Here is a 24,474-nt window from a genome sequence, read left to right as displayed (position 1 = left end):
GCTCAGGCGGTCGCCTCGGCGGACAGGACCGGCTCGGGGCGGCCGAAGTAGTAGCCCTGGAAGGCATCGCAGCCCAGGGCCTTCAGGAAGGCGAACTGTTCGGCTGTTTCCACCCCTTCGGCCACCGCACTCAGACCCAGGCTGTTCGCCAGCGAGATGATGGTGCGGGCGATCACGCCATCGTTCGGGTCGTCCGTCACGTCGGCCACGAAGCTGCGGTCGATCTTGAGTTCATCGAGGGGCAGGCGGCGCAGGTAGCTCAGCGAGGAGTAGCCGGTCCCGAAGTCGTCCAGCGCAAAGTGCACGCCCATGGCCCGCAGCTCGGCCATCTTGGCAATCGTCTCGTCGACATCGGTGAGCAGGGTGCTTTCCGTCAGCTCCAGCCTCAGACGATGGGCGGGCGCGCCAGTTTCCTGCAGTGCCTGGCGCACGCTGTCCACGAAGCCGGCATCGCGCAACTGCCGCACGCTGACGTTGACCGCCGCGGTCCAGCGACAGCGCGACGGATCGCACTGCCAGTCGGCCAGCAGGGCACAGGTCTGCTGCAGTACCCAGTTGCCGATGTCGAGGATCAGGCCATGCTGCTCCGCGAGCGGAATGAACTGGGTCGGGGGAACGATGCCGCGCGAGGGGTGATGCCAGCGCAACAGCATCTCCTGGCTGCGCACACGGCCCGTCTGGTCCACGATGGGCTGAGCGTGCAGGGCCAGTTGCCCTCGTGGCAGCGCCTGGCGCAGGTCCTGCAGCATGCTGGCCTGTGACAGCACCGCCGCTTCCAGGGCGGGGTCAAACAGGCTCAGGCGGTTGCGGCCCTGAGCCTTCGCACGGTAGAGCGCCATGTCGGCGCGCTTGAGCAGCTTGTCTTCCCGCTCGTCCTGCCCACGGAACAGGACCGCACCCAGGCTGCCGGTCACGTTCACCGTGAGGCCATCGAGCTGGAAAGGTGCAGCCAGTTCAGTGCGGATCTTCTCGCTGACCGCCTCGACCCCGAGGGCCGACTCGCGCACCCCCTTGCCCAGATCGGACAGCACGATCACGAACTCGTCTCCGCCCATGCGGGCCACGGTGTCGGCCTGGCGCACGCTGAACAGCAGGCGGTCTCCGACCTGCTGCAGCAGGGCATCTCCCTGGTCGTGCCCCAGCGTGTCGTTGATCTGCTTGAAGTTGTCCAGGTCCAGCAGCAGCAAGGCCCCATGCTGGCCGGATCGTTGCGACGCTGAGATCGCATCCCGCAGCCGGTCGCCCATCAGGCGCCGGTTGGGCAGGCCGGTCAGCGCGTCGTACAGGGCCATGTGCTGTGCTTCCTGCTCCGCCCGCTTGCGCTCCGTGATGTCGGCCCGGATCGAGATGTACTGGACCGGTATGCCTTCCTCGCCCACGAACGGCACGATGGTTGTGTAGACCCAGTACAGCGAGCCGTCCTTCGCGCGGTTGCAGATCTCACCTGTCCAGACCATGCCGGAGCTGATGGTCTTCCAGAGGTTGTCGAAGAACGAGGCGGGATGGTGCCCCGAGTTGATGATGCGGTGCGTGCTGCCCAGCAGCTCGCTTCGGCGGTACTTCGAGATGATGCAGAACTTGTCGTTCACGCGGGTGATCACGCCGTTTGCGTCGGTGACGGCCACAATGGCATGGGCGTCCAGCGCGGCCTTCAACTCGGAGACCTCTCGCACGGATTCCGCCAGCTGGCGACGGGCTCGCTCCCGTTCTGTCTGGTCGGTGAAAATGGCCAGCACGCCTTCGATGGCCCCGTTGTCGGCCCGCTCGGGCACCATGATGGCGTTGGCATGACGCGGGTCACCCTCTTCGCCGCCATACTCGAACTCGAACTCGGTGCGTTTGCCCTCCAGGGTCTCGTGCAGATGTGCGCCGACGGGTTGCTGCCACTGGGGGGGCAGCGCGGCCCGCCAGTGGGTGTCGGTCAGCTGTTCCGGCACGGCGTGCAGGTGGTGGGCCAGGGTCGGGTTGACGTAGCGGTAGCGCAGTTCCCGGTCCAGCTGCGCCAGCCCCACTGGCACATTGCGAAACAGGGTGTTGAGCTGCTCCTGCTGACGCTGGATGGTGGCTTCGGACTGCTCGAGCCGGGCGTAGGGCGCGGCCACGCTGGCGGTGAACACCCCCCGGTAGACCATGACGAAGGCGAAGACGCGGCTGACCTCGGCCAGCAACCGGACCACGCCCTCTGCGTGCGAGAGGAGCGCCACTTCGGCCAGACCAGCGAAGATGCAGGCGGCCGCAAAGCAGCGGTGGCGGGTTTCGTGCGACCGCAGGTAGCGCCAGACATGGGTGACGCCCGCGACCGCATTGAGGCCGAAGAGCAACCATCCGAGTGTGAAGAGCAGCAAGGCCGGCTCTGGCTGGGTTTCATGGGCCAGGGCAGCGCTCAGCGCGACGACGGACAGCAGCACCAACCCGCCTGTCGCGAGCGCGGCGCGCCGGCTCAGCGGCAGGCCGATGCGGGCCGCCACGGCCAGCAGCGTCAGCACCTCTGCGGCGCGCCCCGTGACACGGAGGAAGCCGTCGACGTGCGGGCTGAAGGGCAACCAGGGCAGCAGGCCGAGGGGACTCAGGGTCAGCAGGAACAGCGCGCCGGCCACCGGCGTGAAGCCCGCGAGCATCAGGCCTGCCATGTCCGAGCGCTCTCGCCGCAATGCGTACCAGGCAGTCGTCACCGTCAGGCACGCCAGCATGATGCTCAGAAAGCGCAACAGCACCAACAGGGCGGGCAAGTCGTCCATCAAGGGCTCGATGGCGGAGGTCGGCAATGCCGCGGCGCCTCCCATCAGCAGGGCGAGGGCGCCGCCACCCGCGCCCAGCGCCAGGACGGCGCGCCGGCGGCGGCGGTTTTCTGAGTCGATCATGGAGCGGGAGCGGGTGCGCCAGACGGCGCCGCGAGGTCATCAGTGTGCGGTCGGTTACACAATGATACAAGTACAGCGTGCATTTGGTCTTGCTACGCCGTCCTGCGCACCGTGCACTGCGGCATGAAGGGCGGGGTTTCTGCGCTTTTATGCCGTATGGCGCGGCGGCTTGTGCTGGACACTCCACCGTGTCCACGTACGTCCCGTCGCCATGCCACCGTTGCATCCCTTCTTTGCCTGGGAGGTCGATCCCGGCCTGCTGCTGTCCGGCCAGTTCAATCCCTGGCTGGTCGCCTTGTCCGTGGCTGTGGCGGTGTTCTCGTCATCCATGGCCTTGCAGGCCGCCTGGCAGGCGCGCGAAGCAGACGATCGCGCTGCGCGGATGCTCCTGGCTGCGGGCAGCGTCAGCCTGGGGGGCGGTGTGTGGGCCATGCATTTCGTGGGGATGCTGGCCTTCGAGTTGTGCCTGCCCGTCCGGTACGCGGCCGGTCCCACCCTGTTGTCCATCCTGCCGGCGATTGCGGCTTCCCGCGTGGCCCTGGGCCTGCTTCGCCGGGAAGACATCAGCCGGGCGCAACTGGTCGTGGGCGGTGCCTTGGTGGGCGGTGGCATCGGCACCATGCATTACCTTGGCATGGCTGCCATGGAGATGAGCGCGGTGCTGCGCTACGACCCCTGGATGTTCGGTGTGTCGCTCGTGGTGGCGGTGGGGCTCGCCATCCTGGCCTTGTGGGTCCGGTTCGGGTTGAACCGGCACCTGCGTGTCAGCCACCTCACCAGCACCTTGCTGGCCGGCTGCACCATGGGTCTCGCCATGGCCGGCATGCACTACACCGGCATGGCCGCGGCCCGCTTCATCGGCGAGCGTCCGGCCGTTGACGGGCTGGCTCTGGTCAACCCGTTGCCCATGGCGTTGGGCGTTGCCCTCGTCACCGTCGTGGGAACCGGCCTGGTTGCCGCAGCGGCGGGGTTGATGCGCTACCGCGACCTGCTCGAGGCGCTGCAGCACAGCACCGGAGAGCTGCGGGCTGTGTTTGCCACGGGCCTGGATGGCATGGTGGTGGTGGACGCGCGCGGCACCATCGCCGACTTCAACGTCGCAGCCGAAAAGATCTTCGGCGTCACTCGCGACGAGGTGGTCGGGCGCAGCTGTGTGGCGCTGATGCCGGAATCCATGCGCGCTCAAGCCCTGGAGAACTTCGGGGTTTTTGCACAAGGCTTCGCAGATGGTCGCGAGTACCTGATGAAGGTGCCGCGCCGGACGGGTGGGATGGTGCCGGTGCGCGTGGTGGTGCGCCAGGCAGAGGTCAACGGCCGGTTGGTCTACGTGTCCTCCTTCTCGGATGTCAGCGAGCGCGTGGAGATGGAGAAGGCCTTGCGCCATAGCGAGCAGCGCTTGCGCTCGCTGATCGGCAATCTGCCCGGGCTGACCTTCCGTGTCCGGCCCGAGCCGGGCTGGCCACTGGATTTCCTCAGTGACGCCGCGCTGAACCTGACGGGATACCCCGCTGCCGACTTCATCGGTGAATCACCGCGCATCCGCTTTGCCGAGCTGGTCACTGCCGACGACGCCGCGCGCATCACGCACGAGGTGCGGCGGGCGATCGATCTGGGCCAGCCCTTTCAGGTCGAGTTCCAGTTGCGACATCGGGACGGCTCGACGCGCTGGATGTGGAGCCACGGCCGTGCGGTGCGCGATGACAACGACGACGGCATCCTGTGGGTGGACGGCGTGATCCTGGACTTCACCGACCGCCACGAGATGGAAGAGGCCTTGCGCAGCGCAAAGGCCCGGGCCGAGGAGGCCGTGCAGATCCGATCGGCCATCCTGGCGAACATGAGCCATGAGATCCGCACGCCCATGAATGCGATCCTCGGCTTCACCGACGTGGTGCTGGGCGGCGAACTGTCTGCAGATGCGCGCCAGCACCTGCAGACGGTGCGCAATGCCGCCAGATCGCTGCTTGTGCTGCTCAACGACATCCTGGATACGTCCAAGCTGGAGCGGGGTGCCGTGGTGCTCGAATCGCTGCCCTACGATCTGCCAGAACTGCTGCATCAGGTGGTGGAGGAGCAGCGGCTGCAGGCCCGCAAGAAGGGGCTGAACCTCTCGCTCGACTTCGACCCGACCATCCCTGCTGTGGTCATGGGCGACGGCCATCGTCTCAAGCAGGTGCTGCTCAATCTGGTCGGCAATGCCGTGAAGTTCACGGAGCACGGCAGTGTCACGCTGCGGGCCCGCCGGGATGGTGCCTACCTGACGCTCGCGGTGCGGGACACCGGCATCGGCATCGCGCCGGACCGCGTGAACCACATCTTCGACGCTTTCACCCAGGCAGACGCCTCCATGAGCCGACGCTACGGGGGGACCGGACTGGGCACCACGATCAGCCGCCAGTTGGTCGACCTGATGGGGGGCACAATTGACGTGGAGAGCACGTTGGGCGTGGGCACCACCTTCACCGTGCGCCTGCCATTGCACGCCGCACCGATGGGCACGCTGCCCGCGATGGTGACCCAGGCCCCCACGGCGCTGCCGCCCATGCACGTGCTGGTGGTGGACGACGTGCCTGAAAACCGTAGCCTGTTGAGCGTGCTGCTGGCCCGGCATGGCCACACCGTGACCGAGGCCGACAACGGGTTGACTGCGCTGGCATGCTGCGATCAGACCCGCTTCGACCTGATCCTGATGGACCTGCAAATGCCGGAGCTCGACGGCTTCGAGGCCACTCGCCGCCTGCGGGAACGCGAGACCCTGCTGGGCCTGAGCCGCACACCGGTGGTTGCCTTGAGCGCAAGCGTCTTCCAGGAAGACCGACAGAACGCAGCCGATGCCGGTATGGACGGGTTCGCTTTCAAGCCGGTCGAGCTCGACGCGCTCATGCGGGAGGTAGCCCGTGTGACCGGGCACACGGCACTGGCTTTGCATGCGCACAGCGCCGTTTACGATGGAGCCGATCCGGAAGGCGCGGGGGCCGGGGGCGATGCCACCTTGTTGCCCCTGGTGGACATGGAAGCGGGGCTGCGGCGTTGGGGTGATGCCAAGGCGCTGGCTCATGCACTGAGCCAGTTTGGCGAAGCCAAACGCACCTGGCTGGCCGAGCAGAATCCCCAGTCAACCCCGGAAGCCGACGCGGCCGAGAACGCCGGCCATCGGCTCAAGGGTGTGGCGGCCAACCTGGGCCTGCCTGCCCTTCAGGCCGCTGCGGCGCAGCTCGAGCGGGATGCCCGTGCGGCCGTCGGCAGCGAGGGCCAGGCCGGCTGGCATCCGGCGTGGATGGCCTTGCTCGGCGTGCTGCGTGAAACCCTGCTGGCGGTGTACTACAGCGCCGGCGAAGAAGAGGCCCTGTCCACCGATGTCGGGACGGGGGCCTTGCGGACGCCGGATTCCGCCGAGGCCGAGCGTCTGCTGAGCCTGCTGCGACAGCTGCACGACGGGTTCGGTCGGGGCGACCGACTGGATGTGGTACTGGAACGGTTGCCGCAGGAGGCACAGGGTATCTGGCATCCCGACGACCTGAAGCGCCTGATCCAGGCCGTGGACGACTTCGATTTCGACGCGGCACAGACCCAGGTTGACCATCTGCGCGACGACCTGACGGCGCGCCTCCAAGCTGCATGATCATGACCCAGCCGACCGACACCGCCAAGCCCGTGATCCTTGTGGTGGATGACGAGCCGACCAACCTGCAGGTCCTGCGCCAGATCCTGCAGGCCGACTACCAACTGCTGTTTGCCCGTGACGGCCAGAAGGCGCTGGAGCTGGCCCGACAGGAGCAGCCGCAGCTCGTGCTGCTCGACGTGATGATGCCCGGCCTCACCGGGCACGACGTGTGCGCCCAGCTCAAGACCGACCCCGTGACGGCAGGCATCCCCGTCATCTTCGTGACGGCCATGGCCGAGGTGGGCGACGAAGCGCGGGGTTTCGAACTGGGCGCGGTGGACTACATCACCAAGCCGGTCAGCCCGCCCATTGTGCGGGCGCGGGTCCGGACGCACCTCTCGCTGGTGCGTGTCGAGGAGTTGCGCGAGACCCGGTTGCAGATCATTCAGCGACTGGGGCGTGCCGCTGAGTACAAGGACAACGAGACCGGGCTGCATGTGGTCCGCATGAGCCACTACGCCCGCATCCTGGCGCTGGGGCTGGGCTGGAGCGCGGTGCAGGCCGAGGAACTGCTCAACGCGGCGCCCATGCACGACATCGGCAAGATCGGGATTGCCGACGCGATCCTGCAGAAGCCCGGCCCGCTGACCCCGGAGGAGTGGGCCGCCATGAAGCGCCACCCGCTCATTGGCGGCGAGATCATCGGCGACCACCCGTCGTCGGTGCTGCGCATGGCGCGTCGCATTGCCGAGAGCCACCATGAGAAGTGGGATGGCTCGGGCTACCCCTATGGGCTGGCCGGAGAAGCCATCCCCATCGAGGCCCGCATCGTGGCCATCGCCGACGTGTTCGACGCCTTGACCACGGCGCGGCCTTACAAGAAAGCCTGGCCGGTCGAGGAGGCGGTGGAGCGGCTTCGGCTCGATGCCGGCACCCATTTCGATCCGGCCCTGGTCCCGGTCTTCCTGGCGCGGCTGCCCGAGGTGCTGGCCGTGCGCGCGCAGCACATGGATGTTGCGTAAGTCACGTTTGACCGGGAAAGCCTTTTGACAGGGGTCAGGGCAGCGAACACTGTCCAGAACTCCTGACAGCGGGACCGAATCGGTCTCCCTACAGTCCGGGGCTTGAGAAGCACGACGCCCGTCGTGAGCCGAGCCCTGACCATGCGATCCATCAACGACCTCCGCCTTGCCCACAAGTTCCTGTTGCTGTCCGCGCTGGCTGCGCTGATGATGATCGTGCCGTCGGCGTTGCTGATCCGTGCCGACCTGCGGGCGATCGATCGGGCGCACCTGGAGGTGGAAGGCCTGGCACCCGCGGGCAGCCTGCTGCGATTGATGCGTCTGACGCAGCAGCACCGCGGGCTGTCGGCGCTGTTTCTGGGCGGCAAGGAGCAGCAGCCTGAACCGCGGCTGACACGTCAGCGTGAGGCCGACGCCGCGGCCGATGCGATGCTGGCCGCGGTGGAGAAGCTCGACCATGGCGAGGCGCGAGAGGCGGCGCGGAAGATCGCGCGGGACTGGCGCACCGTGGCACAGGCCGTGACCGCCAGGACCGTGAGCGGCGCGGAGAGCTTTCGGTTGCACACCGAACTGGTGTCTGCCCAGCGCGCGCTCGTGCAGGACATTGCCCGGCTGACCGGCATCGCCATCCATGAGCAGCCAGCAGGCTACCAGCTGCAGCGGGCCGTGCTGGAGTACCTGCCCAGCCTCACCGAAAACCTCGGGCAGATGCGCGCGCGCGGCACCCTGCTGCTGACCCACGGCGAGGCCACGGCCGACGAGCGGGCGAGCGTGTCGGCCCTGGCTGGTGCCATGAAGGACAACCTGGCGCAGGCGCGGCGTGCGCTGGACGAGGCGGTCCGGCAGGATGCCGGGATCGGCACCTTGCTCAAGGCCCGCATCGATGCCGCCGTGCAGGCAGGCGAGCGCGGTGTGGCCCTGGTCGACAGCGCCCTGATCCATGCTGAACAACTGCGCCACCCGCCAGCCGATTACTTTGCCCGGACCACAGACGTCATCGATACCCAGTTCGCGCTGGTAGATGCTGCATTCGGCGCGCTCGAGGCCAAGTTGCAGGCCAATGCCGATGCCACACGCCACCGCATGCTGACGGTCCTGGGCGTGCTGGGTGTGCTGGCGTCGGCGGGTGCCGCACTGATGCTGTCGACCACGCGCTCGACAACCCGAGCCATGGCCCAGGCGGTCGAGGTGGCCACGGCGGTGGCCGAAGGGGATCTGACGCGCCGCGTCACCTCCGTTCACCGCGACGAGGTCGGCACGCTGATTCGTGCGCTGGACCGCATGACCGAACACCTGTCGTCCACCGTGGGAGCCGTGCGGGCCAACGCCGAATGTGTGGCCAGCGCGAGCCAGCAGATCGCCCAGGGCAACGGGGACCTGTCGCAGCGAACGGAACAGCAGGCCAGCGCGCTGGCACAGACCGCGTCATCGATGGAGCAGCTGGGCGCCACCGTGCGGCAGAACGCCGACAGCGCGGCACAGGCCGATGCGCTCACGCAGGCAGCCAACGCCTCGGCGGTGCAGGGCGGCCAGATCGTTGAAAGCGTGGTGGCCAGCATGCGCAGCATCGACGACCATGCGCGCCGGGTCAATGACATCATCGGCGTGATCGATGGCATTGCGTTCCAGACCAACATCCTCGCCCTCAATGCGGCGGTGGAGGCCGCGCGGGCCGGTGAACACGGCCGTGGTTTTGCCGTGGTGGCCAGCGAAGTCCGCCTGCTCGCCTCACGCAGCGCCGAGGCGGCTCGCGAGGTCAAGAGCCTGATCGCTGCCAGCGCTGAGAGCGCACAGGATGGGCGCAGTCACGCCGAAGCGGCCGGTGAGGCCATGACGGCCATCGTGACCTCGGTTCAGCGCGTGGCCGACATCATGGGTGAGATTCGTTCGGCCAGCGAAGAGCAGAAGGCCGGCGTGAGCCAGATCGGCCTGGCCGTCACCCAGATGGATGCCACGACGCAGCAGAACGCGGCGCTGGTGGAGGAAAGTGCGGCAGCGGCCGAGAGCCTGCGCAACCAGGCGATGGACCTTGTTCACGCGGTGAACGCCTTCCGCCTGGCCGCCGCCTGATGCGGCCACAGGGTCATGGGGTGAGGGTCCGGACACCACAGCGGGATGTGCGCATACTTCCGGCTCGTCCGCCCGATCCGCCGTGCCGCCATGTCCGCCTCCCTCGACTTCCGTTTCGACAACAGCTACGCCCGTGACCTGGAGGGCCTGTACGCCCGCTGCCAGCCTGACACGGTGACCGCGCCGCGGCTGCTGTTCCTGAACCGGCCGCTGGCCGACGAGCTCGGTCTGGACGCCGTCCCTCTGGCGGGCGAAGAAGGTGTTGCCATGCTGGCTGGCAATGCCGTGCCGGCGGGCGCCGAGCCGCTGGCCCAGGCGTACGCCGGCCACCAGTTCGGTCACTTTTCGCCTCAACTCGGGGACGGCCGGGCGCTGTTGCTCGGCGAGGTGATCGATGCCCGTGGCCATCGACGGGACATCGCGTTCAAGGGCTCGGGCCGCACGCCGTTTTCGCGCGGGGGGGACGGCAAGGCGGCTGTCGGCCCGATGCTGCGCGAGGCCCTCATGGGGGAGGCCATGCATGCACTGGGCATTCCCAGCACGCGGGCGTTGGCCGTCGTGGCCACGGGCGAGTCGGTCTACCGTGAGCGCGTGCTGCCCGGTGCGGTCCTGACCCGCGTGGCCGCCAGCCACCTGCGGGTCGGCACCTTCGAGTTCCTGTCGTCCCGTGGGGATGGCAAGGCCTTGCGACGGCTGGCGGATTACGCCATCGCCCGACATGACCCCGACCTGCGTGATGCGCCGGAGCGCGACCTGGCCTTGTTGCGTCGCGTGGTGGCGCGGCAGGCCGAACTGATGGCCCAGTGGATGAACGTCGGCTTCATTCATGGGGTGATGAACACCGACAACATGGCGATCTCGGGCGAGACGATCGACTACGGGCCTTGTGCCTTTCTGGAGGCGTATGACCCGGACACCGTCTTCAGTTCGATCGACGAGCGCGGGCGCTACGCCTATGGCAACCAGCCCGCGATTGCCCGCTGGAACCTCGCTCGACTGGCCGAGGCGTTGTTGCCGTTGATCGTGGCGGACCCGTCGGAGGCGGCCGTGCGGGAAGGGGTGGCGCAGGCCACCGAGGTGCTGGACGACTTTCCGGCACAGTACGAGGCGGCCCTGCTGCGTGGGCAGCGCGCCAAGCTGGGGCTGCAGCTCGCACGGCCGGAGGACGAGACGGGCGATCGCGCGCTGGTGCAGGACTGGCTGGACTTGCTGCGTCGCCAGCAGGTGGACTTCACGCTGGCGTGGCGCCGCCTGGCGGACGCGGCCGACGGTGACCCGAGCGGCCTGCAGGCCTTGATGTCGGAGCCTGATGCGCTGACGGACTGGCTGGTGCGCTGGCAGGCGCGTTGTGCGAGCGAGCCCGTGTCCGCCGCCGAGCGGGCGGACGCCATGCGCCGTGTCAACCCCTTCGTGATCCCCCGCAACCACCAGGTGGAAGCGGCACTGACCGCGGCCTTCGAGCGTGACGACCTGGAGCCGTTCGATCGGCTGCTGGCGGCCCTGGCTCGCCCCTTCGACGAGACACCCGACAACGCGGTCTTCGGCCAGCCTGCTCCGGCCCAGGTCACGGCGTGCTACCGCACGTTCTGCGGCACCTGAGCCGTCAGGCCGGTCGGCTGCGCAGTGCGTGCAGCCTGTCCAGCAACGCATGGGGCACGTCCACCTCGGTGCGTGCGGTGCCGACATAGACGCAGCCCGTCTGGCCATCCAGCGTCAGGATGTCGCCTTCCGAAAGACGCTGCCCGCCCAGTGTGATGGAGCGGGATCCGAGGTCGATCCGGAGCCCCTCGCACCCCACCACGCAGGTCTTGGCCAGCTGCCGGGCCACGACGGCGGCGTGAGAGGTGCGTGCTCCCCGTTGTGTCAGCAGGCCCGCCGCCTGCTCGAGGGCCGCGATGTCGCTGGTGTCGGCTTCGGCGCGCACGAGAAGCTGGTCGACCCCGGCGTGCTGACGGGCCCGGATCCGCGACTCATCCAGCGCAAGCTCTCCGATGACCACGCCCGGTGAGGCCGCCACACCCCGCGCAGCGGGTGCGAGCGCATCCCCGCCCGAGCCGACCACGCGCGTGGACTGCAACATCGCCTCCGTGAGGTGAGCCGTGCGGCGCGCGGCCTCCTCTGGGGTGATGCGACCTTCGTCCAGCATGTCGAGGGCGATGCGTGCGGTCGCCAGCGGACTGCGCTTGCCGCTACGGGTCTGCAGCATCCACAGCTGACCATCCTGCACGGTGAACTCGAAGTCCTGCATGTCGCACAAGGCGTCTTCCAGGCGCTTGCTGGCGTCGCACAGATGCTGCCACGCCAGCGGCAGGACGGCTGCGAGGCGTGCGTGACCGTGTGCGCTTTGCCGGCCGGACACCACGTCCTCACCCTGTGCGTTGAACAGAAAGTCCACCCAGAGGCCCGGCTCGCCCGTCGACGGGTTGCGGGTGAATCCGACCCCTGCACCCGAGCGTCCGCCGGCGTTGCCGAACACCATGGCCTGCATCGTCACTGCGGTACCGATGTCGTTCGCGATCCCATGGGCTTCCCGGTAGTGCACGGCCTTCGGGGCGTCCCACGAATGCAGCACGGCCTCGATGGCCTGGGCCAGCTGAGCCTCCGGGTCCTGGGGAAAGGCCGCGCCTGTCTGCTCCCGGTACAGGGCCAGATGGCGCTGCGTCAGGGTTCGCAATTCGCTGAAATCCAGATCCTGATCGGGGCGCGAGCCGGCCAGCGTCTCGGTCTGTGTCTGGAACAGGTGGGCGTCGAGGCCCGCGACGACCTCACCGAAGGTGGCCACGAGGCGCCGATAGGCATCCCACACAAGCCGAGGGTTGCCGGTGCGGCTCAGCAGGCCCGGGACCGTGGCGTCGCACAACCCGACGTTGAGCAGCGTTTCCATCATCCCTGGCATCGAGATCGGGGCGCCCGAACGAACCGAGAGCAGCAAGGGGTGACGCCGGTGCCCCAGTTGCAGGCCAGTGCGTGCTTCCAGGGCCGACAGCGCATCGCGCCAGGTGGCCGGCCGGGCGGCGGCCGCACGGGATGCGGTGTCCCGGCACCACGGTGTGCCCAGCACCAGACAGGGGGGCACGGGCAACCCCATCTCGGCCATTTGCAGCAGGTTCCAGGCCTTGAAACCCATGGTCTGGGGGCTGGCGTCCGGCGTGCTGGGGCCGCACCCGATCAGAAAAAGCGGAAGATCCGGTCCGTGCATGTCAGTCTCCCCGGACGGTGCGGTCCAGCACCGATGTGCGCAGTGCGTGGCCGACGGCCAGCAGGCGGTCCGACGCCAGTTCCAGCGTGAGGGCCAGGTCGTTGGCCAGCATCAGGGCCGGCGCTGCCTGGACGGAAGCAACGATCTGCCGGCGCGCATGCCGCAGCAGCTCGTCGCACTGCCGTTCGGCGCGCAGCACGTTCCAGGTCGCAGCCAGGAAGGCGTCCATGTCGCCTGTTTCGCTGGCGTGGTCCAGCGTGCGCGCGATCGTCAGGGCCTTGACGTGCTCCTGCACTGCCTGAAGCACCGTCTGGGCCAGCCGCGACAGCGCCTGCCGCACCTCGGCGCGCCATTCCTGCTGAGAACGGTCGGCGATCAGGCCGAGCAGGAACGCGGCCTCCTCGAGCGCGTCGGCCACATCGTCCGACAAGGACAGCAGCTGTACCACCGCCTGCCAGCGTGGGCGCCGCTCGGCTTCCTGACGGGCCTGCATCACGAGGTGGTCGGCGCGGCGCTCCCACGCCTTGGCGCGGGCGGCCAGATCGGCGGCACCGGCGCGCAGGCCATCATGGTCGAGGAGCAGCAGGTCACTGACGCCTTGCGCCAGGGCATGACACCAGCCTGCGTGCTCCTCCAGCAGGTCGAACCCGGCCCCCCGCTGGTGAACGAGCCGTGCCAGAAGGGCGCGGGCTTCGTCGGCCAGCAGCGCGGCGGGTTCGTTGCGGCGCAAGGCCGCGCTGGCGCGAACCAGCATGTCGCTCAGAAAGTGCTGTGCAGGCTCGGCACCCAGGATGTCGTCCAGACGGTCTCCGATGCGGAAGGCACCTCGGTCCACGTCCTGCATGGCCTGCCAGATGAGGTGCTCTCCTCCTGCCTTCAGCCAGCCCATGTGACCGGCCTCGGCTTCAGCCGCTGCTGTCAGCACCGCCACCGCGCCCACCTTGTCCACGAAATGGAGCAGGCGCTTGCGGGCCCGGTTCCAGTCGATCAGGTAGACGATGCGTGCGCCCAGCCCCTCGAGCGTGGCTTCCAGCGCGGCATCGCTGTCTGGCTCGAAGCGGGCGGTGCCCACGGTGTAGGCCTTGCCGCCATTCAGGTCGGCCGACTGCCGCGGCGCGACGCCCGACCAGGTCGCCCCCAGCGGCATCAGCAGCGCCTGGAAGAACGCAAAGCGGCTGCGATGCAGATCGGAATAGGTCAGCGTGACCGTGCGCTGCACCACCTGGATGACAAGTACATGCGCATCGTTGGTGCCGATGTCGTTCTGCAGCAGCAGCCGTGGCCCGTCTCGCGTGGCCGCCGTGTCCAGCCCGGGATGGTCGAACTTCAGCGGCATGGTGCGATTCAGCCCCCGCATGAAGGCCTGGATCAAGGGCCGGTCCGCATCCTCGATCTGCCAGACATGCGCCCCGTCGATCACTTCGCTGGCAAGCTCGGCCGCAAGCTGGTTGATGGCCTTGTGCAGGTCCATGACCAGCAGGTGCAGGCTGTCGCCGTCGGACCGCTGTCCGTGGGTCAGGTGGTGCAGCTGCACCGCGTCGAGCTGATCTCCCTGGCGTTCCGCCAGCCACGCCTGCCAGTGCTGCACCCTGGCGTGCGGCTCGGCGTCCGTGGTGCTGGCCTCCAGCACTGGCCGCGCCATGAGGGTCAGGTCTTCCGCCAGGGCATGAATCAGGGTGGGCAGCTCGGGAACGAGCAGCACGCCATCGACTCGGCTGGCGGAAGCAGGCAGCTCGTGCAGCCATGTGGCGTGGTCGAGGCCGGCGGCCTGCAGCTCGTTCGCCAGATCCAGTGCTTCCCGATCCGGATGGTCTGCATGGGCCGAGCACGCCTGCAGGACCGTCAGGTAGACCTTGAGGCGGTCGTTGGCGGCCAGGGCGGCTTTGACCCACACGGGCATCAGCAGTCCTCGGTGTCCGAGCGAGGCAATGGCGCGGTTCTTCTGCATCACGGTTCTCCTGCCTTGGTCTGGGCCTGAGTGTGTGCATGGCATGTGACGAAGCCGTGGCAGCCGGGCGCCCGACTTGAGCTGGATCACATCGCTCGAGCAGGCCGACGGCAGGCCACTGCGGTGCCCCGTCAGCAAATGAGGCATATTATTTATACTATTTCATCGTCTTGTCACCGAAAGGATGTTTCGCCATGTCCCCCAAGCCTGATCCCGCCGCGTCCCGGCCCACGCCCGCTGAGCCGGTTGCAGGGGTGCCCGTCAGCGTCGATTTGCCGGACACCCCGGCGGATGTGTCGGCGCCCACGCCGGCCGGCAAGCCGAAAGCGGCCTCCAGACGGGCCGCCGCGTCGAAGACCGCGACTGCCGCCGCGGGAAAGAAGGCCGCGCGAACGGTCGCCGATCAGCAGGTCGACCCCGTGCCGCCTGCCGCCAAGCCGACCAAAGCCGCGAAAACGGTCAAGACCAGCAAAGGGGCCAAGCCCGTGAAGGAGGACAAGCCGTCCAAGGCAGCCCGTAAGGCGGCCGAGCCGACTGCCCCCGCTGCGCCTGCCAAGCCCCCTTCGGCCAAGGTGAAAATGGTGCGCGACTCGTTCACGATGCCGAGTGACGATTTCGCCCTCATCGAGCGGATCAAGGCCCGTGCACTGGAGTGGAAGCAGCCCGTGAAGAAAAGCGAGGTCTTGCGCGCCGCGTTGCACGCGCTCGTCGGGCTCAGCGATGCCCGGCTGAAGGCGGCGCTGGCCGCCCTGGCGCCCATCAAGAAGGGGCGACCCAAGCAGGGATGAAGCTCGGCCGGCGGGCTTGCTTCGATCCGGGTAACCGGGAAAAAGGAAAAGGCCGCATGCGCGGCCTTTCGGGAAGAGGGCAAGCCCGTCAGAACAGCGTCAGGCTCAACCAGTAGGCGATGGCCGCCACGGTGGCCGAAGCCGGGATCGTGAAGATCCAGGCCCACACGATGTTGCCTGCCACGCCCCAGCGCACGGCACTGGCTCGCTGGACCGAGCCGACACCGACAATGGCGCCGGTGATGGTGTGCGTCGTGGAAACCGGCACGCCGATGGCCGTGGCCAGGAACAACGTGAGGGCCCCGCCGGTTTCGGCACAGAAACCACCCACCGGCTTGAGCTTGGTGATCTTCTGCCCCATGGTCTTGACGATGCGCCAACCCCCGAACATGGTGCCGGCGCCGATCGCGGCGTAACACGACACGATCACCCACATCGGCGGAGACGTGTCTCCGGCCGCAGCGTAGCCCGTGGAAATCAACAGCATCCAGATGATGCCGATCGTCTTCTGCGCATCGTTGCCGCCATGGCCCAGGCTGTACGCCCCGGCCGACAGCAGCTGCAGCCGCCGGAACCACCGGTCCACCTTGGAGGGCGGGGTGCGGCGGCAGACCCATGCGACGAGCACCATCATCAGCGAGCCAAGCGTGAAGCCCAGCAGCGGCGAGACGAAGATGAAGGTCACGGTCCGGATGATGCCGGTGGCGATCAGGGCCCCCGCACCGGCCTTGGCGATCACCGCGCCCACGATGCCGCCGATCAGTGCGTGGGACGAACTGCTCGGGATGCCGTAGTACCAGGTGATCACGTTCCAGGTGATGGCACCCGTCAGTGCGCCGAACACCACGTGCACGTCCACGACCCCGGCATCGGCAATGCCCTTGCCGACAGTCGCGGCCACGCTGAGGTGGAAGATGAAGATGGCGACGAAGTTGAAGAACGCCGCGAACACCACGGCCTGCGTCGGGCGCAGCACACCGGTCGACACGACGGTGGCGATCGAGTTCGCCGCGTCGTGAAAGCCGTTCATGAAATCGAAGAGCAGCGCCAGAAGCACGAGCGCTGCGATGACCCACAGGGCCACCTGCATGGTTGCCATGTTGGACTCCGCCCCGATCAGGAGTTCTCGAGGATCACGCCCTCGATCAGCTTGGCGACGTCCTCGCACTTGTCGGTGACGGTTTCCAGCAGTTCGTAGATCGCCTTGAGCTTGATGACCTCACGCACGTCCGGCTCGTCCCGAAAGAGCTTGCTCATGGCCGCGCGCATCACGCGATCGGCGTCCGATTCGAGCTGGTCGATCTCCTCGCAGGTCTTCAGTGCGGCGCTGGCCGTCTTGGCATCGCCGATGTCGTCCAACAGGTTGACGGCATCCTTCAGGCGCTCGCAGCTCTTCACGCACAGGTCCGTCAGGCGCACGATCTCGTCGGTCATCCGGCGCACGTCGTACAGGGCCATGGTCTCGGCGGCATCCTGCATCAGGTCGGCCACGTCGTCCATCGTGTTGATCAGGGAGTGGATCTGCTCGCGATCGATCGGCGTGATGAAGGTGGTGTGCAGCAGGCGGTTCACTTCCTTGGTGACCTGATCCGCTGCGCCTTCGGCGTTGTCGACCTCGATGTTGTACTTCTCGCGCAGCTGCAGGTCGTTGTAGTGGTGAACCAGCTTCGAGAACGCGTGGGCCGCTGCAACCAGGTGGGTGGCGTGCTGGTTGAACAGCTCAAAAAAAATTGCCCTCACGGGGCAGCAGTTTTCCAAAGATCATGATCGCGCATGTCGCACTGACGACATGGTTTTGACACAGAACCGTCATTTTATCCGTGGTCCGGCGGTAAACGGGAGATCACCGCGAGAGAAGCCCTGTCGAGGGCGGCCTACACTGCGGGGCTCGAAAGGCGGCGATGCAGCAAGACACCCCCCTCATTCATTGGTCGGACGAAGGCGGCGACCACCAGGCGCACTGGCGGTCGGTGGCCGGTCTGCCTCCGCCTCGGCGCGTGGCGGTGGCAGACGACACGCTGCCGGCGGACCGTGCCTACAAGCTGGCCTGCGAAGGCACGGCCCTGCTGTGGCAAGGTGACTTCCAGAACGCCCGCCATCTGCTGCAGGCCCTGCAGCGGCGGCTGGACAAGCGCCGCCCCGGTCCGCAGCCCGTCTCCGGCGAGGGGCCGGAGGCGGCTCGTGCGGCCTTTCTGGCGCACCGGCGTGCGCAGGGTCATCGTGCGCGGGTTCTGGGCATGGTGCTGCTGCCTTTCGGGGCGCACCATGTCTGCCCGCTGCGTCGGGCGCCCGACGTGCGCATGGCCTGCGGTGCCGTCTTCGGTGAGACGGATCAGCCCTATGTGCTGCCCCTGCGTGACCTGCTCGGGCTGATCGGAGCCCACGAATGGCGCAAGAGCGGGGTGCAGGTCGGGGCCGTGCAGGGGCGCATCCACCCTCACCATGGCGTCTTCTCACCGGTGCGCGGAGAGTACGTCGACCTGGTCGCGCAGGCCGCCTTGCCCCCGCCCGGGCCCGCGTTCGACATCGGCACCGGCACGGGCGTGCTCGCGGCGGTGCTCGCACGCCGTGGTGTGCAGCCCATCGTGGCCACCGACCTGTCACGGCAGGCGCTCGACTGTGCGCGAGACAACCTGAGCCGTCTGGGCCTGCAGGATGCGGTGACCCTGGTGCAGACCGACCTGTTTCCTCAGGGGCAGGCGGCTCTCGTGGTGTGCAACCCGCCGTGGTTGCCAGGGCACCCGACCTCGGTGGTCGAGCAGGCGGTGTATGACCCGGACAGCCGCATGCTGCGGGGCTTCCTGCAGGGGCTGGGGGCGCACCTTCGCCCCGACGGCGAAGGCTGGTTGATCCTGTCCGATCTGGCCGAGCACCTCGGGCTACGCAGCCGGGAGGAGCTGCTCGGTTGGATCGAAGCGGGCGGGTTGACGGTCAAGGGCCGCGTCGATGCCCGGCCGGTGCACCCCAAGTCGCGCGACGCTTCCGACCCGCTCCACCAGGCGCGGGCCAGAGAGGTCACGTCGTTGTGGCGGCTGGGTCTGCCTGCCGCCACCTGACCGGCCGAACCGGCTGACCCGGTCTCAGGGCCGGCGCCACTCCAGCTGAGCAGTCTGGAAGATCTTGCGCAGCTCACCGGAATCCGACAGGGTGCTCATGGCCGTTGCCACAGCCTGGGCCAGCGGCTCTGCGTCGCGCTTCACGGCGCAGCCGATGGCCCAGCCATCGCGCGAGACGCGTGGCGAAGGCAAGGGCTCGACGGCGAAGCGCTTGTCCTGCCCCAGAACGTGGAGCAACTCGGAATTCATGCCGCCCACCACCTGCACCTCGCCCTTGAGCAGGGCCTGTGCGGCCGCCACGCCATCCTTGTAGGTCGTGCGCAGACGCGGCTGAAGGGCCCCGCCGTCCGCATTGGCCATCAGCCAGCCAGCCAGGGTCTGGCCCGAGACACCGATGTCATAGGGCTTGAGCGCGTCCAGGCTTTCCACGGCGGGTACCAGCTCGCGGTTGCGGGCCAGCATCACGCGCTCGCGCCAGTACGGCGCGAAGATGGTGACCTGCGGATTGGCGTTCATCAGCGGTCGCTCCACGGGCACGTGCAGCATCACGTCGGCCGGACCATAGCCAAGGTAGTGGCCTTTCCACACCATGAAGCGCAGATCGTCTTCCATGTCTTCCCCGCCGGGGAAAGGCAGCAACTTGGCCTTGACGCCCAGTTGCGCCGCAATGGCCTGGGCGATCAGGGCGTCGATGCCGCCGAGACCCTTGTCGGTGCTGAACGGAGGGAGGTCGTCGTACACCGCCACGGTGAGCACGCCGCGTTCCTTGATCTTGTCGAGGTTGCCGCTTTCGGCCCGGGCCAGGCCGGGCAGGCCCAGCGCGCCCGTGCCAGCCAGCCCAGCGAGGGCCAACTTGCGGAGGACTGCGCGACGATCGGTTGCATGCATGACTGTCTCCTTATTGCTGTCTTTCAGGCACTGAAAACACGATGGGCCTGGCAGAGGAAGGCCAGGCCCGTGAGGGACAACCCGCGCTTTGCAGCAGACGGGCTGTGAGGTGTTCGCGCGCTGTCTCATGTGATGAGCCAGCGGGCCACGCTGCGTTCAGCGGCCGATCAGAACGGCTTCTCGCGGCGCGAGACCAGGTAGCTCTTGATGGCCCAGATGGCTTCCTGGTTCAGGATGCCTTCGAACGGCGGCATGTACACGGCGCCGTTGCGGGTCCGACCATTGCGCACGGTGGTCAGGAAGTAGTTGTCGACTTCGGCCAGGCAGGCTTCGCGCTTGCGCGGGTTCGATTGCGTGGCGCACTCGTTGTCCAGCTTGCGCAGGTCGGGCGCGATGCCGCCCGAGATGGCGTCGATGCCGTGGCAGCGGGCGCAGTTCTGGCCGAAGGCCGACGAGCCGATTTCGATGGCCTTCTTGTCGCCGATGTACGGGTTGGTGGCGAGCCACTCTTTCCCGAGGTCAGGCAGGCCGGTGGTGTCGACGGCATGGGGCACCACATCGCCATGGGCCATGGCGGCAAGGCTGCTGCTGGCGAGGAAAACGGCGAGGGCGGAACGGCGAAGCCAGCGGGCGGTGCGGTCGGTCATGGTCTTGTCTCCAGGGTCCGGGGGGTCAAACGATGGGGGCTGTTTTCGCAAAGGCCATGCCACCGGCCGATCCAGCCCGAAAGCCGAGGGCTAACCCTGATACGCCATGTGAATCGGCGCCATTGACCGGGCTTTGTTCGCAGAGGTGTCACGGGACACATGACACAACGTACCGCGGGTTTGCACCCAAGGGGCCACCCCAGTGTGCTCCAGCGTGGAGCATGTGACACCCCGGGGAAACCGTTACAACCGCCATGAAATCGGTCATTTCGTCACGGCACATGGCTTGCTGAAAAGGCCGCTCCCCATAACAAACACAATGAGGCGACAAACAATGGGTACCCCGTTCTGGCGGCTGGCTGCGGCATGCCTGTTCGCGCTGTGGATGTGCTTGACGCCACACGTGGCTGGCGCCGGTGTGATGGATGCCGCATCGATGAAGAGCGCCTTTCCTTTGCCCCTGATCGTGGGTGAGAAGGACAAGGCCCTGCCTGTGTGGCCCATCTACAAGCAGGAAGCAACCGAGACGGTGCTCGTGGGCTATGCCTTCGAGTCGATCGACCTGGCCCCGCTGCCGGGCTTCTCTGGTACACCCGTGAACCTGCTGGTGTTGCTGGATGCGCGAGGGGAGTTCCGGGATGTCCGGGTGCTGTCACAACACGAGCCGGTGTTTCTGGATGGGCTGGGCCCCGAGCCGCTGGACAAGTTCGTGGCGCAATACAAGGGGCTGAACCTCAAGCAGCACGTGAAGATCGACAGCCGCGCCAAGCGGGACGGGCAGGAGGGCAGCGCCAACGTGGTCATCGATGGGGTCGCCAAGGCGACCGCGTCGGTCCGGATCGTGAACCAGAGCCTGATGTCCTCTGCGCTGGCGGTGGCCCGCGCGAAGATGGGTTTTTCCGAGGGGCGGGACCCGTCGCTGATCGGGCGCATCCGCGAGGATGTCTTCGAGACACTGGATTTCGATGCCTTGCAACGCGCCGGCCTGGTCACGCGCCAGGCTCTGCGCAACCGGGATGTCGAGGCTGCGTTTGCCGGGACGGCCGGAGAGGGGCAGGATGAGGAAGCCCGGCGTGATCCGAACGGCCGCTTCACCGAGTGGATGGTCCTGCACCTGAATGTGCCCACCGTCGGGCGCAACGTCCTGACGGAAAAGGGGTGGCGCTACCTTCAGAACTGGATCGAGCCTGGCGATCACGCCTTCCTGGTGGCCACCCGGGGCCGTTACAGCTTCGTGGGCGAGGACTACCAGGGCGGAGCCGTTCCGAGCCGCCTGACGCTCAGCCAGGGAGGTCTTCCGATCGAACTGCGCGATCTGGATGTCGATGACAAGATCCGGCTGCCGGCCTCCTGGCAGGGTGAAGACGTGCATTGGAAGGTCTTCAAGGTGATCAGTCAGGCCAGCCTGGATCCGACTCAGCCCATGAAGTTCGCGCTGAGCGTGACGAGAGAAAAGGGGTTGATCCTGCCGGAAAAGGTTCGCAAGGAGTTCGACATGGAAGTGCTCCTTCCCGAGGACTACGCGATCCCGTCCGGCAACGAGCAGCAGAGCTGGAAGACGAGCTGGAGCGGGCGGAAGACGGAACTGGGCGTTCTGGCAGCGGGCCTGGCTTTGCTGTCGGTGATGTTGGCCCGCCCGGCCTGGCTGGTGCGCGACGAGCGCCGCATGCGCTGGGTGCGCAACGCCTACCTGCTTTACACCCTGGGCTTCATCGGGTGGTTCGCTCAAGGGCAGCTTTCGATCGTCAACCTCACGGGCGTGATCCAGGCGATCGTCAATGGCCGCAGCCTCGGCTTCCTCCTGTATGACCCGATGACCGTGTCGCTGTGGGCCTATGCGGCGGTGACCTTTTTCGTCTGGGGGCGTGGGACGTTCTGCGGCTGGCTGTGCCCCTTCGGGGCCCTCCAGGATCTGGTCAGCCAGCTTGCCGGCTTCCTGGGCATCCACAAGCGGTTGAAGCGCCGCACGGTATCCCGGGTATGGGACCGGCGCTTGAAGAATGTGAAGTACGCCGTGTTGGCCGGGATCGTGGGGCTGGCCCTGATCCCCGGCTCCAACCTGGTGGACACGGCGGTCGAGGTCGAGCCGTTCAAGACGGCCATCACCTTGGGTTTTGTGCGCAACTGGCCCTTTGTGGTGTGGGCCGTGGCCATGGTGCTGCTCAGCGTGTTCGTCTACAAGGGGTACTGCCGATACCTGTGCCCGCTGGGCGCCACGATGGCGGTGTTCGGTCGTCTGCGCCTGACCCGCTGGATCCCCCGTCGCGCCGAGTGTGGCCAGCCCTGCCAGACCTGCCGTCACCGCTGCGCCTACCAGGCGATCGAGCCGCAGGGGCAGATTGACTACAACGAGTGCTTCCAGTGCATGGACTGCGTGGCGATTCACGACAGCGATACGCGTTGTGCCCCATTGATCAGTGCGCGCAAGGGACAGACCATACCCATCAGAACAATCAAGGAGCAGGTGGCATGAACACGTCGCGTCGTCGCCTTTGTCAGGCCATGGGCCTGGGGACACTCTGGGCGCTGGGTACCGGTCACACCGCCCCTGCCACCACCGAACTGGTCTGGCGGGAGCGTCGGCTACAGGGATTCGGCACCACGTTGACGATCAAGGCCGCCCACACGGACATTGGCGCCCTGGCCGATGCGCTGGACGAGTCCGTGTCCTTGCTGCAGCACCTTGATCAGATCCTGAGCCTGTTCCGCGAAGACAGCGCGGTGCGGCAGCTCAATGCCAAGGGAGAGCTGCGCAAGCCGCCGTCGGAGCTGGTCAAGGTGCTGGAAGTGGCGCAATCGATTTCGGCGCGGTGTGACGGCAAGTTCGACGTCACCGTCCAGCCGCTGTGGGAGGCCTTCGATGGCGCCCGGGGGCAAGGCGGCGTGCCGGACGACCGGCGCCTGGCGGCAGCGCGGGCGCTGGTCGGCTGGCGCAAGATGCACGTGGAGCCGGACCGCATCCGCCTTGCTCAGAAAGGCATGGGCGTCACCCTCAATGGCATCGCCCAAGGGCATGCGGCCGATCGCGTCAAGGCGCTGCTGCAGTCCTATGGTGTGGCCCATGCCTTGATTGACACCGGGGAGTGGCTGCCCGTGGGTCGCAGCGTCCGTCAGGTGCCGTGGGTGCTGGGGGTTGCAGACCCTCGGGACGAGTCGCGCTTCCTGACCCGGTTGGTCTCGGATGGGCGTGCACTGGCCACTTCGTCGGACAGCCTCACCACCTTCACGCCGGACTATCGGTATCACCACATCTTCGATCCCCGCACAGGACGCTCGCCGCTGGCGCTCTCCGGTGTCACCGTGGCGGCGCCGAGCGGGGCCCTGGCCGACGCATTGACCAAGGTCTTCTTCGTGGCGGGCCCCGAACAGGTCGACCAGATCGCCAGGCAATGGGGCGTGGACGTGATGTGGGTCGACAAGCAGGGCAACGTGGGCACCACGCCCGGGTTGCGGCAGATCTGAACTTGCCGGCGTTCAGTCCACCAGGCCCTCTTCGAGGGCCAACCGGTAAAGCTGGATGTCGGACCGGACGTTCAGCTTCGCGCGGATGACGGACAGTTGATTGAAGATGGTCTTCGGGCTCAGCCGGATCTGCACGGCGATGTCGTTGGGCGTCAGCCCGTTGGCTGTCATGCGCAGTATCTCGAACTCCCGGGGGGTCAGGTCGTGCAGCGGTGAGCTTCCCCCTGCGGCATGCTGGGCCAGGCGCTCGACGATATCGGACGACAGCGCGCGTTGACCGGAGGCCACTTTGCGCAGCGCAGACAGCATCTCCATGGGTCTGGCGTACTTGGTGACATAGCCCAGTGCACCATACCTCAGAGCCTGCGTCACATACACGCAGTGGTCGTACATGCTGAAGACCATGATGCGCAGGTGCGGATAGCGGCCACCCAGCCGCCTGATGCCTTCAATGCCACTCTCACCTCTCAAGGCGAGGTCCATGACCACCACGTTGATCTCGTGTGCGCGCATGGCTTCCTGGGCGTCCGCGATGCATTCGGCCTCTGCGATCACGCGCAGGCCGGGCTCGTTGTCGATCAGGCGCTTGTATCCCGCGCGCACAACGGCGTGGTCGTCGACCAGCATCACGTTGATCGTCATGTCGTCATCTCTCTCCATCTCTGTCTTTGCTTCAACCGCTGCACAGCACCGTCTCACTTTGAAGCAAAGACTGTCTCGGAATGCATGCGCTTGCCACAACGACCGAGGGAGCAGCGGATCAGAAATACGGGTTACCACCCAAGCTCATCTGATGAGCCACATAAAGAGCGTAGCGTTCTCGGTGCCGGGCATGCGGAACGGCTGGCCACTTTGATGGAAATCCTCGCCCTGGTACGCGGTTGGCGATCATGTCAGGAAGGCTTCCCGTTCTTCAAGGGAAGAATTCC

At 67.1% G+C, this 24,474-nt stretch carries 15 protein-coding genes and 1 pseudogene; 8 read left to right on the top strand and 8 right to left on the bottom strand.

The window, feature by feature from the left end; genetic code table 11:
- Nucleotides 1-2: 2 nt before the first annotated feature.
- Nucleotides 3-2,861 carry an EAL domain-containing protein gene (locus tag QZ709_RS09720; protein ID WP_294637072.1) on the bottom strand — a complete coding sequence of 953 codons (2,859 nt, stop codon included), beginning with the start codon at nt 2,859-2,861 and terminating at the stop codon, nt 3-5.
- 211 nt (nt 2,862-3,072) lie between these two features.
- Here QZ709_RS09720 and QZ709_RS09715 point away from each other — a divergent pair, with 211 nt between their 5' ends.
- From QZ709_RS09715 to QZ709_RS09700, 4 genes are all read left to right on the top strand, one after another.
- A complete protein-coding gene (locus QZ709_RS09715; protein WP_294637071.1) occupies nt 3,073-6,483 on the top strand; it encodes an MHYT domain-containing protein in 3,411 nt (1,136 codons plus the stop codon).
- Nucleotides 6,484-6,485: 2 nt separating this feature from the next.
- Nucleotides 6,486-7,487 carry an HD domain-containing phosphohydrolase gene (locus tag QZ709_RS09710; protein ID WP_294637070.1) on the top strand — a complete coding sequence of 334 codons (1,002 nt, stop codon included), beginning with the start codon at nt 6,486-6,488 and terminating at the stop codon, nt 7,485-7,487.
- A 141-nt stretch (nt 7,488-7,628) separates the two neighbouring features.
- On the top strand, nt 7,629-9,557 hold the full coding sequence (locus QZ709_RS09705; protein WP_294637069.1) for a methyl-accepting chemotaxis protein: 1,929 nt from the start codon (nt 7,629-7,631) through the stop codon (nt 9,555-9,557).
- A 90-nt stretch (nt 9,558-9,647) separates the two neighbouring features.
- Nucleotides 9,648-11,156, top strand: coding sequence for a YdiU family protein (locus QZ709_RS09700; RefSeq protein ID WP_294637068.1), 1,509 nt, complete (start codon nt 9,648-9,650; stop codon nt 11,154-11,156).
- Nucleotides 11,157-11,160: 4 nt separating this feature from the next.
- Here QZ709_RS09700 and QZ709_RS09695 read toward each other — a convergent pair whose 3' ends face one another.
- Together QZ709_RS09695 and QZ709_RS09690 are read right to left on the bottom strand one after the other, a co-directional pair.
- Complete coding sequence (locus QZ709_RS09695; RefSeq protein WP_294637067.1) at nt 11,161-12,756, bottom strand: PEP/pyruvate-binding domain-containing protein; 1,596 nt, start codon at nt 12,754-12,756, stop codon at nt 11,161-11,163.
- 1 nt (nt 12,757) lies between these two features.
- Nucleotides 12,758-14,704, bottom strand: coding sequence for a phosphate transport regulator (locus QZ709_RS09690; protein ID WP_294637066.1), 1,947 nt, complete (start codon nt 14,702-14,704; stop codon nt 12,758-12,760).
- 254 nt (nt 14,705-14,958) lie between these two features.
- Between QZ709_RS09690 and QZ709_RS09685 the strand changes: the two genes are divergently transcribed.
- A complete protein-coding gene (locus QZ709_RS09685) occupies nt 14,959-15,492 on the top strand; it encodes a hypothetical protein (protein WP_294637065.1) in 534 nt (177 codons plus the stop codon).
- A gap of 88 nt (nt 15,493-15,580) precedes the next feature.
- Here QZ709_RS09685 and QZ709_RS09680 read toward each other — a convergent pair whose 3' ends face one another.
- Both QZ709_RS09680 and QZ709_RS09675 read right to left on the bottom strand, forming a co-directional pair.
- Complete coding sequence (locus QZ709_RS09680) at nt 15,581-16,591, bottom strand: inorganic phosphate transporter (protein ID WP_294637064.1); 1,011 nt, start codon at nt 16,589-16,591, stop codon at nt 15,581-15,583.
- 17 nt (nt 16,592-16,608) lie between these two features.
- Nucleotides 16,609-17,257: pseudogene (locus tag QZ709_RS09675) on the bottom strand (DUF47 domain-containing protein).
- A gap of 136 nt (nt 17,258-17,393) precedes the next feature.
- Between QZ709_RS09675 and QZ709_RS09670 the strand changes: the two are divergent.
- Nucleotides 17,394-18,548, top strand: a complete 1,155-nt coding sequence (locus QZ709_RS09670) for a class I SAM-dependent methyltransferase (RefSeq protein WP_294637063.1) — start codon at nt 17,394-17,396, stop codon at nt 18,546-18,548.
- 24 nt (nt 18,549-18,572) lie between these two features.
- Here QZ709_RS09670 and QZ709_RS09665 read toward each other — a convergent pair whose 3' ends face one another.
- Nucleotides 18,573-19,436, bottom strand: coding sequence for a transporter substrate-binding domain-containing protein (locus tag QZ709_RS09665; RefSeq protein ID WP_294637062.1), 864 nt, complete (start codon nt 19,434-19,436; stop codon nt 18,573-18,575).
- Between the two features lie 167 nt (nt 19,437-19,603).
- Nucleotides 19,604-20,083: a cytochrome c-550 PedF gene (pedF, locus tag QZ709_RS09660; protein WP_294637061.1), complete on the bottom strand. Its 480-nt coding sequence runs from the start codon at nt 20,081-20,083 to the stop codon at nt 19,604-19,606.
- A gap of 334 nt (nt 20,084-20,417) precedes the next feature.
- Here pedF and QZ709_RS09655 point away from each other — a divergent pair, with 334 nt between their 5' ends.
- The gene (locus tag QZ709_RS09655; protein ID WP_294637060.1) at nt 20,418-22,556 is read left to right on the top strand and encodes a 4Fe-4S binding protein; all 2,139 of its coding nucleotides are present in this window, start codon (nt 20,418-20,420) and stop codon (nt 22,554-22,556) included.
- Entirely contained in the window at nt 22,553-23,545 is a 993-nt protein-coding gene (locus QZ709_RS09650) for an FAD:protein FMN transferase (protein WP_294637059.1), read from the top strand. Before QZ709_RS09655 ends, QZ709_RS09650 begins: the two co-directional genes overlap by 4 nt.
- A gap of 12 nt (nt 23,546-23,557) precedes the next feature.
- Here the strand turns inward: QZ709_RS09650 and QZ709_RS09645 are convergent, their stop codons facing one another.
- A complete protein-coding gene (locus QZ709_RS09645; protein WP_294637058.1) occupies nt 23,558-24,187 on the bottom strand; it encodes a response regulator transcription factor in 630 nt (209 codons plus the stop codon).
- Nucleotides 24,188-24,474 lie beyond the last annotated feature (287 nt).

Source organism: uncultured Aquabacterium sp., assembly GCF_913773725.1.
Classification (GTDB): domain Bacteria; phylum Pseudomonadota; class Gammaproteobacteria; order Burkholderiales; family Burkholderiaceae_C; genus Aquabacterium.
This window is presented reverse-complemented; position numbering and strand designations above follow the sequence as displayed.